This window comes from Parafilimonas sp. (assembly GCF_047606085.1).
In the GTDB taxonomy this organism is placed as follows: Bacteria; Bacteroidota; Bacteroidia; order Chitinophagales; family Chitinophagaceae; genus Parafilimonas.
In genome coordinates this window covers 20,264-32,905 of the sequence record NZ_JASGEX010000177.1, presented here as the reverse complement: position 1 = coordinate 32,905, position 12,642 = coordinate 20,264, and the positions used below count along the sequence as shown (strand labels likewise).

Here is a 12,642-nt window from a genome sequence, read left to right as displayed (position 1 = left end):
ATAAACTATTTAACTCCTCTAAATCATCTTGGATTTTGTGGCATTCCGGTAAGCTGTAGAACACTTTGTGGCAAAGGCAAAGCGTATTTTGGCTCGTTTGGCTCTAATGTATATTCAACTCCATTTAAAGAACGCTTTAAGGTAATTTGTCTATTCTGTTCTTTATTCAATCTTTTAATATCCATCCATCTTAAATCACGAAAAAGCAATTCTTTTCTTCGTTCATTTAATATCAGCGTAAGCGCATCATTTGTATTATCTGCATTGTGATATATATACATACCATGCTTCCATCTTTTTGATAAAAGCGCATTAAGATCATCCAGGGCAGCATCAATTTTACCTTCTCTTGCATAACATTCAGCTCTAACAAAATATATCTCATCGGTAGCTATACCGGTAAACAAGCCATTGTTGCCATTATAACTTCCCCTGAATTTAAATTTACCATTGCCCTTATCATTAAAGAAAATAGTTTTTCGAAGATCACTGTCCGAATATGAAGCAAATAATACGGTATCCACATTGGCAATACTATTACTTAATTCAGGCGCACTGGCAGCCGCATAAAAAAGCACTTCATCATTAAATGCTGGTATTGGATAGGCAGCAGTACTGTCCAATAAATTATAATCCATAGTTGTATTATATAGTTGTAGGCAAGAGTCGGCGTATAGGCCTGCCTTATGATAATTACGCATGGCAAGATATGTCCTTGCCATGAGGCCATAGGCAGCCTTTTTGGATGGCCGGGTGGCAAACAATGCATTTACCGGCAGCAGCCGGATGGCTTGTTCATCGTCATTTATTATACGCTCATAACAATCTTTCACACTGGCTCTTACAGACACTTCATTAAAGTCGGTGTTTAACCTTAACGGCACGCCAGGGTCTGAGGCTGCAGTGGTGCTGTCGTAAGCGTTAGCCCAGGTTAAAACCAGCTTTAAATATGCATTGGCGCGAAAGAAGTAGGCAGAACCATCAGCGTTATTCCATTCTGTGATATTGTTATCGTTTTGTTCAATTGTTTTAAGGCCTTCTATTACCGTGTTACAAAAATATATTTGATCAAAAGCCTGCCCCCAGTCATTGGGAAAAAGATCATAGGTGATTTCATCTCCCCATATATAAATGTTTTTAAAAGCTTCATTGTATAAAGCAGCCCAGTTATCATAATCTAAATAATAATTATCGGCGCTGCCCTCGCCGGCTGACGGGGAAGCACGGTTCATTATGCCGTTATTGTCAAGCAAAGCCTGGTAGTCTGAAACCTGGCTGGCCACCACAAGGCTTTTATCGGGTTTGGCATCAAGGTATTTTTTACAGGAAACACTTAAACACATGCATAAAAGACTATAAAGTATGAGGCTATATTTCATCTTGTCAGTTTTGTAATTATTATAAATCGGCGGTTAACCCGAAGGTGAAATTGGTTCCGGGTTTTAATGCATTGGGATAATCTGGGTCGAGACCATCTTTGTTAGCCCGCCATAGTATGCCAACATTATTTACATAGAAGTATAACCGCAGGCTTTGAAATGGAACATTTTGTAAATGTTTTTTATCCAGCGTATAATTAAGGTTTATATACTCAAGCTTTATATTGTCGGCTTTTTCTACAAGCGCTGACGAGTTAACATAAAAGTTATCCCTGTAATAATCATTCGGATAAACTAAAGATGGAACACTGGTATGTAATTCATCGCCGGGTTGTTGCCATCGCTTTGCATAATCTGCATTACCGTACCACCCGTAAAAAAGTTGTGAATAATTGATGCTGCCTTTCCTGAAATAATAACCAAGCCTGTAGGTAATATTAATAGCCAGTTCAATATTTTTCCAGCTAAAGTTGTTATGCAGGCTTCCGAAATATGGTGGTACAGAAGGCCCAATAAAATCCAGGTCATTTACCGTTGTACCGCCATTAAAAATAGCATCGTAGTCAGTACTCGCTTTACCGTCAATGTAGCCCTGCGGGTCGCCTGTATCATGTGTTAACCCTGCCCATTTAAAGCTCATCAGCGAAAACACGGGCTTCCCCTTTACCGGCGCCACACCTTCGTTACCTGCATAATCTGCACCATTGCTATCTTCGAGATAATAGTTGGTTACCTTGCTTAAGTTATAACTGAAAAGAAAATGCATACTCCATTTAAACTGCCTGTTTACAGGATTTATATACACGTCTGCATCCAGGCCATGGCCGAGCATGTCTGCAACATTCTTTGTAATAGCCGGCCTTTGCAAACCGGTGGTTTGATCTAAAGCAGAAGGGCCAAAAAGATTAAAGCCTTTTTTCCAATAGTAATCTATACTGCCGCCGGCAATATTGTTTTTTACAGTAAAGTCAATACCCGCATTAATTGTTTTGGTTATTTCCCAACCAAGTTCAGGATTGGCAAACTGTGTAATATTGGCGTAGGTGAGATTGGTAAACCGGGCATTGGAAATGTAAGACATTGTGGTAACTGCAGACCTGTTTAAATCGGCATTGCCGCTATAACCATAGCTCATACGCAGTTTTAATAAGGGCATAAAATTGCAGTGATAAAACTGTTCTTTTGAAATTATCCATCCGCCCCCTGCCGACCATAAGGGAATGCCCCTGTCGTTTCGGTTAACCCCAAATAAATTGGAGGCATCTTTACGAACGCTGCCTGTTATGGTATAACGGCTTTTATACGTGTAAGTAGCATTACCGTATAGAGAAGAAAAACGATAAAGCTTATCTGAAAAAGCGTTATTGCCAGGAATATATGTTTCGAAGCCGGTTACGTAAGATGTGTATCCATTTGCGAGGTCAACATTTGTAAAACCCAACACATCATTATTATAGCCATAAGTACGGTGGCTGCTGCCAACGGTACGATTTTGCCTTACCTCTCCTCCCGCAAGTATATATAGTTCATTATTGTTCCGGTGATAAGCATAGTTTAGTTGTGCCCTCAGGTTGTTGCTTTGCAGGCTGTTATTTGACATATCCAGGATACCGCCTTTAGGCACCGGATAGCTTATTGCACCCGTGCTAAAATCAATTTGAGTGAACTGGTTTATAAGGTCTCTTGCATAATAGCTCTCAGCATCATACAATGCTTTATAGTTTATTGTCTGCCTTTCATAATTGTATTGCAGGGTGGCATTAAGCCCTTTAACTATGGTATATTGGATGTTTACATTAGCCAGCAAATCATCAAGATTTTTGGTATCGTTTATATGCTTGTAGTCGTCCAGGGGATAGTAATGCCAGTCAAGTAAAAGCCCCTGTCCGGCTGTATCAATAAAAGCCTGCCGGTAATCTTTTATAAGCGGCAATGCAGCGCCGTTGTTACCGGCTAACTGTGCGTAAGGATATAAAGCATCGCCTGTAATAGTTGATATTTGTCCATAACCAGGCCTGCCTGCTTTATTGTTACTGTTTGTATAGCTAACGGCAATACTTGCCTGGAGGTTTTTAAAAGGGTGAAATGTATTTTGTAATTTTAGTTGAATGCGCTGATAAGCCGCATCGAGGTTATCAATGTTTTTATCATAGCCTGCCGAAAAATAATAAGCCGATTTGTTATTACCGCCGTTTACATTTATAGCATACTGCTGATTTATCCCCTGCCGGTAAATGTACTTGTCATAATCGTTGCGTACATCTTGCTGCTTTAAAGCATTAATTTGTGCCGTAGCATCAGCCGGTGTTATAATACCATCCCTTTGTTTTATAAGAAGTTCAACTACAGGGGTTAAGGCAGCATGGTTATAACTGTTTTCATCATAGAACTGCTGGTTAAATAACCAGGTCTCCACATCAATGAAATCCGCAGCGTTCATTTGTGGTAAATAAAAAAGATCAGGTTTTTGCACAAGGGTTGCATTCGCATTTACCTGCACCCTGAGCGGCTGGTTCAATCTGCCTTTTTTTGTAGTGATCACAATAACACCATTCCCGGCTCTCGTACCCCATATTGATGCTGCTGCCGCATCCTTAAGCACGGTAATATTTTCCACGTCGTTCGGGTTAATGTTTTGTATATCTCCCTCATATGGAAAATTATCAACTACAATCAGTGGAGCTGATGGGCCTTCAAATGTGCTTATACCCCGGATGGTTAGCGGCGGCCTGCTCTCGCTGTTGTCAAACAGCAGGCTGCTTGTTACGCCTTTAAGGCGATTGATAATGTTACTGCCTGCCTGTTCATTTAATTGCCTGTTGCCAACCTTTGTAAAAGCGCCGGTAATTCTTTCTTTGGGTAAAACTTCATAGCCGGTAGATACGGTTACATCTTCCAGGCTGTTCACATTTTCCTGTAGCGTGATATACATTATTGTGTCTTGCCTGTTTACGGTTGCTGCCTGTGTTATATAACCTTCATGTTTCGCATACAAGGCCACAATACTGTCTGGTAGTACTATTACAAACCTCCCTTTATCATCCGTGATAGCGATAATGCGGCTGCTATCGGGCCCGATGGATGCACCGGCCAACGGCGCTTTGCCTGGTGAACTTATCACGAAGCCGGTTATCGTATGATGTTCCTGCGCTTTAGCGCATAAAGGAAAAATTATCATTATGAACAGGCGTATATAAATCGTTTTAAAACGCATGGAGCTGTAGTTTTTCTTTAATTAGCAAATTGGTTTTCTGTTGCAGGTTGGTTATTATCCCGGATAACAAACATTTCCATATCTTCCATTACGGGTCTTAGCGTAAGCCCGTATGAGCTCAATTCTTTTTGCAGCGCTTCAATGTCTTCCACATCAGGAATATTCAATACCAGGTCAACGGGAGGAGTATAATTTGTTTTGTCAATAAATATGGCTGCTGGCGAAAGGGATGAATTATTAAGTGCTTCAGCCAATGCTGAAACAGGCTGGTGTATTAATTTTTTAACCGGTTCATCATCGCTCCATTGCAGGTGGCTTGAATCTGTTTTTGAGTGCAACTGCGCAGTATCGCCTGTTCTTATTATGGCAAAGCATTTTACTTTTCTTTTTTCCAATTTTCCCTGTATGTCAAAACACCTTTCCAAATCTGCCTTCATCCATGCATGCATCTGCGTAATGGAAGTACGTACAGGTGCAATCAGTTCGTAACAAAATAGTGGTGCATTGCGCCCTTTGAACAGCAGGGAATCTTTAAGTTCCGGAAGTATGTGGTTTGGTAGTATACTGCCTTCCAGAGCTTCAGCGTACATAGCCTGCAAGGGCCTGTTGATAATAAGATAACGTTTTGCGTTATTACCGGAATAAACGGCCACTTTACTGCCTGCACCATCCAATGCTTGCATAAAACTGCTGCGCATTAAAAGCTGGTTTACAGCGCCTCCGTTACCATCCTGAAATAACGGCCGGGATGCATTAAAATCAAGCAGGTCTTGCTTCAGCGGTAACTTAAAATCTGCATACCGCAGCATGGATTGTATGTTATCTGCGGTAATTGACTCTGCATGCGTTATTGCCTTAACCTTGCCCTCTTTTATCCATACTTCATGTGGAAGTAATGTATGCGGGAACAAGCCTTTTAAGGTTGTATCGGCTGCTATTACCGGCAGGTGGTTTGTCCGGCCTATTTTATTGGATGCAAAGAATGATTGCATTACTGTTTTGGGTTCATCGCTTACAATAATTACCTGTATCTTATCAGGCATATTTTGCTGCAAAGCGTTCAATTTTGGCAATGCGGCGATACACGAACCACAGATGACGGAAAAAAAATCGAGTATGACTAGTTTGTTGTTATAAGCGGCCAGTTGTGCGGGGACAGCCCTGTTGATGAATTGTAATTTTATATTAGTGCAACTATCGCCGGGTTGCAGAGATATGTTGCTCTGTGCCTGCAAGCTGCTGTATGCGCATACCAATAGCAGGGAAGCAATGCATGATTTTATTTTCATTGCAGTTAAATTGTTTAATGTGGAAATAAAAAGCTGATAGCTATGGGCTGTTGGCTTTTAACCGGAGAGAATAGATGCGGGATAAGGAGACAGTGCTTAAAGCAAAACGCGCAGGAAAGATGTTGCTATTGCCATACGCGTTATGCCCCTTTGTTAATCCTTAAATCACATCTATAATAAAACTTAGATGGGGTTGCGCGGTTTCTTGGCAAACTGGGTTTTTAACAACACCAGGCCTTCGGCTGTAAGCCTTTTACAAAAACGGGTTACATGCCACGAATAGTTTTGCAGATGCCATTTTATTTTGCCGGGAAGGGATAGTTTTTGGTAAGCTTTTTTGCAGGCTATCTCGTGCATGATGCATTTGTAGATCACATTGTCTATCTCCCGCTTGGTAAAGCCACTATCCAGTAGTTTTTGGTAGATATTTTCTTCAATTGGTTTAGGCGCACGCAAAGTTCTTGCATCACTTGCGTGGGAAATTATAGTTTGATATAATGTTTTAGTGCTCATCCTCGAAATATACCGGATGAGTCTTGCACAAAAAGTGTGGTAGATAAAAGGTTGGACCTACTACACCATTGTCCCCCAGGTGTGACAGCCTGCCGCCCCAAAAGGGCGGTTGAACCACAAGGCATAAGTAGGCCCAATCTTTTTTTGCTTTCGCAATATAAGAATTGGGCGCTATACTTACTCTCGCGGTTCAAATTGTCACGTTCGGGGAGCGAGACTCTTATAGCACCATTACTCAATTAGTAGAGTAACGATCTAATATTTTAAAAACAAATATAGTAATTATTTTAAAAGTTCAATTATAAACCACTTTTTATTTTATAATAACAAAACACTTTTCTTCCAAAAATAATTTTGGACGAGAAAGAGATTAAACAATTCGAAAAGCTGTTTGGTGAAAGAATAAAATTCTTAAGAAAAAGAGCTGGTTATAAACTTCAAAAAGATTTTGCAAGGGTCTTTACTAACTCCGATAGTAAAACAAGTCTTTTAAGCAGAATCGAAAAAGGCGCTAATATAGAATTCCGGACAATTATTAAACTTGCTCAATCGCTTAACATTTCACTTGTCTCAATTTTCGATTTTCATAACAGCCTTCCAATTTTAAAAGGAACGGGATTCAAAATACCACTTGAAAAGTTATTGCAACGTGAATTAATATCTTTAGGCAAAAGAATTAAAGTTATTAGAAACATTAAGGGTAAAATTCAATTAGATATAGATGTTACAGCATCTATTGATAGAAGCAATTTGAGCGACTATGAAAAGGGAATCGCAAATATTACATTCGATACAATAATTATTATTGCAAATGCTCTTGAAGTGAAAGCTTGGGAATTATTTGATTACAAAGGCAAGTTTTGAGTGATGATAACCAATACACAAATTTGAATGTTATAAAAAATCCCGCCAGGACTGGTGGGATTTTTTTTCAACCCTAAACCCTTAAAGGGCTAAGATATGAATGAAATTGTTTTGAGAAACTGGTTAATGGAAAAAATAAATTTGAATTGTTCTACATAAGATACAAAATGTATAGTGCCTGTTTGCTGTTTTTAAAAGCGGATTTTTATAATTTTATTGCAGCGTTGTGGATATTACCACAAACCTTTGCGTTGTATGCAAGCCACTGGTAACAACATTCAAAGATGGATCACAAAACAAACTATATAGAACAGTACAAAAAACTTCGAGAATTAAATGACGGAAAAAAACCTTTAAGAAATGATTTTCTAAAATTTTGTAAGATTGGAGATTTTCAATTAAGTAAGGCCTTCGGAAAAGATGCTTATTCCAAATTACAGCAAGCTTGTGGGGACACTCCCAACAAGCTCGAATTGGAAAGGACTTCGATCGAAAAGATTTTAAATCAGTATGGGGAATTGGTGAGACTCAAAAAAGAAGTTCCAGTCAGTGCTGATTGGCTAGAAGCAAATTACTCTCCCCAACCAGACGGTCTTCGAAAAGTGCATAATCTTAAATGGGCTGATATGCCAATCTTTTTTATTGAAAACAATCAAGATAAATTAGAATGGAAAGATGTCATTGAAATCTTAAGACGAAAATCTCCGACCACAATTTCGAGCAGATCAAACAAGGCTTTCGAAAATATTGTGGAAAAAATTGTTGAGTGGAAACCAGATCGCAAACGAATAATCGAAGAGGGCTATAAAATAGAATTACGACACTACCTTGAAAAGTTTTTTGATTTAGAAGAAGAAACCGGAGAAAGTAATCCTGATCTGTTATTAAATAAAAAATATCCTATTGAAGTAAAAAAAGATCCAACACAATCAGAGTACGATAGACTGCTTGGACAAATGATACGACATAATAAAATATTTGGAAGCGCGATAGCAATTGTAACAAACATCTCAAGTGAAGACAGATTTAAGAAATTTCAAAAACTGTTTACAGAAGTTCATCATAAACTTGGCATGATAGCCGAAGTAATAAGCAAATAGACGAACGCTATGCGTACAACATGGGGTTTTCTGTTGTGCTTGACAGGCGAATATATCCTAATCGTCCGTACTATAAAGATGATTGGCTTGACAAAAGAAATATGAATGCAGAATTACGCAAGGAAATAAAACTGCCACCAATAAAAGTATCCTGTAAAGGCGCTAATGAGAGCGCAGCATCAGCAATAAAACATTAATTTAGCTTCCTGGTATCAACACAGCACTATTGTGCCACCTGCAATTACTTAAGACAATGCGTAAACCAACAGACATTTGCCTTTTGTGCCAAGTTAATCCTGCGACTAAAACAAAATCCCATATTTACCCAAAATTTATTTCAACTAACTTTTTAGGAAATAAAGGGACGGGACGTCGAGGGTATGATTTGAGTAGTGACAAAATTTTAGAGGACAAGCCTCGAGTCATTCAGGACTCGCCAAAGGAAGATTATATTTTATGTGATGAGTGTGAAGCATATTTCAGTGTACTGGAAGGTATTTCAAGCGACACATTTATAAATTGGCGAAATAAAGTAGATAACGGAGACTATACTTTAAAACATGTTATTGACCAACTTGACGTTGTTGAATGTAACACTGCCGACAAAGCCACAATTTATCTGCTGATTTATTCTATTTTTTGGCGAGTTAGTATTTCATCCATCAGCCTCTTTAAAAATGTAAAGCTTGCCTCTGACTTTGAAGAGGAATTACGCACAACTTTGATGACATATAAAAATGAGAAAAAAAATGACTACTTAAATGCGCTAAATTCTAAACCAAATTTTAAAATATTTCCAACAGCCATAACGACCGCGAATTCTTTTGCAGATGAAACTGCAAATATGTTATTTGCACCATTTTCATATGACCCTTATTGTTTAGTTGTTGACAGGTTTGGTTTTATGTTATTTAGAACTTCACATGAAATCAAACATATTATTAAGAATTTTACCAACACAACTATTAACGATTGTAAAATAATGATCTTTTCAGAACAGCTTTGGTTTGACACATTTTTAAAAAGACCTTTTGAGTTATTAGCGAAGCAAGCATTGGAACAAAAGAAGAAAATATAATTTAGGCAACAAATGATTGGCGAAAACATGGACATACTGCAACATCAACCTTTGTTTGTCAGCTACATATTTAGCTTTGTGTAATTCTGCTTTTGTCTCAATTGACTTGGCGCCAATACCTGCGCTTCAATAATTACTAATTCATTAGTGTTAATTTTTAACTTATGAAATGAAATACTTCACACATCCAGAAGGAATATTTGAGATTAAGATTCCATTAGACTGGCATTATAAAAATGAAGTGGCTGGCTACGAAAATAAGTCTCCTTTTAGCTTCGAGGTATTTGAAGACGTAAAAGGATGTTTTCAAATTAGTTGTTATCACAAAAATGAAAAACCATTAAATTCTGAATTACCGAAGCACGATTATAATATTACTAATCTAAACTTCATTCCAACGGAGCTTCCAGATACAGAGTTTAAAATTTTGCTTTGGGCAACAACTGCGGGGGATTATTTCTTTATGGCAAAATACATATATCTAGCAACAGAGGTTGACGCGAAAGTCATTGAAGAGCAATTGACGAAAGTTGAAAATTGTTTATCTACTTTAATGTGTTTAAGTCCAGACCGCAGAGAATTCGCTATCAGCTTTGATAGGTTTGAAAAATTTAATGTATCACTGGCTGCTTCTTTTGACTTAAAAAATAGAGCGATGAAAAGTTTGTCTTTGGTTGAACTTATTGTGTTAAGTGCTAATCAAATTGATGCTTATTTAAGATTATGCATAGTTTTTAAATTTCAAATAGTCGAAAATAGTTTGTTGTTTAAGCTGGAATATTTATTTCAAAGAGAAAAAGATAAGCCGTTAATGGAAAAGAGAATTTATGATAAAGCTAAAGACATGGCTATTATATCAGAAGTACAACACAAAAAATTATATTTATTGTATGATTGCCGCAATAAAGTGGTTCATCGTTACATAATCACCGATATAAAGACAAAAGAGCTATTGGAAATTAGTTATGAGTACGAACTGCTTTGTGAGGAAGTAAGAGTAATTTTAGAGAGTATTGAAGCTGAACAGTTTGACAAAAAAATTGGATACCACGGAACAAAAGACCCGTTAAGAAAAAGAGATAAAAATTATGTTGACGAGCTTTTTTCTATGGTGAATGATAAACATTTTTATAAGGAATTTTATCGTAACATATGAAACTACTATTAACAGATTTTACGCTATGAAAGCCAGTTTTGTTGCAAGTGTAACTTTATATGAATTACATGTTTTTTTAAAACAATGTCACAAGTATTAACCTATTTACATCATCCATTATATTTGATAATACAAGGAAGGGTTTTCGCAAACTCACGTTGTAAGCCATCTTGACAAATGCCTAAGCTTAAAAGTATATCGATAGAAAACTTCCGTTCAATAGGTGAAGAACCTGTTGTAATAAAATTTTTTAAAAACAAGCCAATAATACTTATTGGTGAAAACAACTGTGGCAAAACAAATATTATCAGATCAATCGAATTAATGTTTGGCGAGTTTCATCCTAAATATAAAAACCTGGAAGACTATGACCATTTTCTTAGAAATCCCAAGAATAAAATTGTTATTGATGCTGAAGTTATTGGATTTAAAAATAGGCTAGGCCGTAACGGAGAATTTACGTGCAGCGGTTTTGGTTTTACATGTGAGAAGAACAAAGGAGCCGATTTTTATGCGATTCAAAGCGAGGATGGAAATACAAACCATTTTGTAAGTAACAACCTTAGAGAAGAATTGTTATGTGTTGTCGTCAATGCAGAACAAAATTTATCGTACCAATTAAGTTATTCATCAAAGTTTACATTGCTATCAAAGGTTACTAAATCATTTCATGAAAGGTTATCCTCAGATGAAGAAAAGGTAAAGACACTTAAAGAATTATTCGATACAATTAAAGGAACATTTTTAAAAGTTGAAGAATTCAAAAACTTTAATGATAACATGTCAACAATTGCAGGGCAGATGATAACAAATATGAGCCATGCCTTAAATTTTGATTTTTCAGCGTATGATCCAAGCAATTATTTTAAAACCATGCGCGTTCACCCCACAGAAGGAGGGAATGTTAGATCATTTGAGGAACTCGGAACAGGACAGCAACAAATCTTAGCATTATGCTTTGCTCATGCCTATGCAAAATCTTTTTTAGGTCAAGGATTAATATTTGTTTTAGATGAACCCGAAGCACATCTTCATCCTTTAGCGCAAAAATGGTTAGCCCGCCAAATGTTTAAAATGGCTGAAGATGGTTTACAATTGGTAATTACTACCCACAGTCCTTACTTTATCAATCTTGAGTATTTGAATAGCATTTATATAGTTTGTAAAAAAGAGCAAACAATTGTAACAAACACGAATGCTGAAAAATTAGCAACACATTGTATCAAAACTGGAGCTGCAAAAGCTGAAAAAAAGAATATACTTCAATTTTATGCTCTGCATAGTAAACCTCATATATTAAATGGTTTATTTGCTAAAAAAATAATTTTAGTTGAAGGTGAAACAGAGGAATTATCTCTCCCAATATATTTGGATGCTATTGGGTTTGATACACTTAAAGATGGCATAGCAATAATATCTGTTGGAGGAAAAGGAAATTTAGCAAAATGGTGGCGACTCTTTTCAAATCTAAAAATCCCAACTTTTATTTGTTTTGATAATGATAATAGTGATGATTCAAAAGGATTAAAAAGAAAGGATGCATTAAAAGCAATAGGAATAAATGAAAAAAATATTGAAAAACTTCTGACAGAAAAAGATTGGAACTTAAACCAAAACTTTTGTGTTTTTGGAAAAAATTTTGAAGAAACTATGAGAAATTCTTTTTCAAATTATGAGGCTTATGAAGAAAAGGAAAGAGAAAAACTTGGTAGTTCAAAACCAATTTTAGCACGTTCTGTCGCAATGATTTTATCGAATGAAGAAGAATTGGATGATGATATTGGCTGGGATAATTTTAGAAACTTGAAAGACACAATAATTGCTTTAAATTCATAAAAATAATACGCCAATGGCGTCTCCTGCTCGGCGTAGTCTCCATGACTGCGTCGCAGTGTTACCAAATCCTTAATTTGAATTTGCTATCCAGTTTAAACAAACTTTATGCTGAATTATAATAATCTAACTTAACGTGAGTTAACAATAAAAAACGAATGTGCGTTGCATGTTTTCTTAAATAGGAATATGGAAATCGGGCATTTTAAGAAATTG

The 12,642-nt window shown here is 36.8% G+C and carries 9 protein-coding genes; 5 read left to right on the top strand and 4 right to left on the bottom strand.

Features of this window, described 5'->3' with window-relative positions; all coding sequences use genetic code 11:
* Positions 1 to 23 precede the first annotated feature (23 nt).
* The 4 genes from QM629_RS15370 to QM629_RS15355 form a co-directional block, all read right to left on the bottom strand.
* Positions 24 to 1,379, bottom strand: coding sequence for a RagB/SusD family nutrient uptake outer membrane protein (locus tag QM629_RS15370; protein ID WP_415160773.1), 1,356 nt, complete (start codon positions 1,377 to 1,379; stop codon positions 24 to 26).
* A 19-nt stretch (positions 1,380 to 1,398) separates the two neighbouring features.
* Positions 1,399 to 4,593: a SusC/RagA family TonB-linked outer membrane protein gene (locus QM629_RS15365; protein WP_415160772.1), complete on the bottom strand. Its 3,195-nt coding sequence runs from the start codon at positions 4,591 to 4,593 to the stop codon at positions 1,399 to 1,401.
* A gap of 17 nt (positions 4,594 to 4,610) precedes the next feature.
* Entirely contained in the window at positions 4,611 to 5,882 is a 1,272-nt protein-coding gene (locus tag QM629_RS15360) for a TlpA family protein disulfide reductase (protein WP_415160771.1), read from the bottom strand.
* 183 nt (positions 5,883 to 6,065) lie between these two features.
* Complete coding sequence (locus QM629_RS15355) at positions 6,066 to 6,395, bottom strand: hypothetical protein (protein WP_415160770.1); 330 nt, start codon at positions 6,393 to 6,395, stop codon at positions 6,066 to 6,068.
* A 354-nt stretch (positions 6,396 to 6,749) separates the two neighbouring features.
* Here QM629_RS15355 and QM629_RS15350 point away from each other — a divergent pair, with 354 nt between their 5' ends.
* The 5 genes from QM629_RS15350 (at position 6,750) to QM629_RS15330 (ending at position 12,429) form a co-directional block, all read left to right on the top strand.
* The gene (locus tag QM629_RS15350; RefSeq protein ID WP_415160769.1) at positions 6,750 to 7,259 is read left to right on the top strand and encodes a helix-turn-helix domain-containing protein; all 510 of its coding nucleotides are present in this window, start codon (positions 6,750 to 6,752) and stop codon (positions 7,257 to 7,259) included.
* 284 nt (positions 7,260 to 7,543) lie between these two features.
* Positions 7,544 to 8,359, top strand: a complete 816-nt coding sequence (locus QM629_RS15345) for a hypothetical protein (protein ID WP_415160768.1) — start codon at positions 7,544 to 7,546, stop codon at positions 8,357 to 8,359.
* Between the two features lie 253 nt (positions 8,360 to 8,612).
* Positions 8,613 to 9,437, top strand: a complete 825-nt coding sequence (locus QM629_RS15340; protein WP_415160767.1) for a hypothetical protein — start codon at positions 8,613 to 8,615, stop codon at positions 9,435 to 9,437.
* A gap of 169 nt (positions 9,438 to 9,606) precedes the next feature.
* Complete coding sequence (locus QM629_RS15335; RefSeq protein ID WP_415160766.1) at positions 9,607 to 10,593, top strand: hypothetical protein; 987 nt, start codon at positions 9,607 to 9,609, stop codon at positions 10,591 to 10,593.
* A gap of 177 nt (positions 10,594 to 10,770) precedes the next feature.
* Positions 10,771 to 12,429, top strand: coding sequence for an ATP-dependent nuclease (locus QM629_RS15330; protein WP_415160765.1), 1,659 nt, complete (start codon positions 10,771 to 10,773; stop codon positions 12,427 to 12,429).
* Positions 12,430 to 12,642 lie beyond the last annotated feature (213 nt).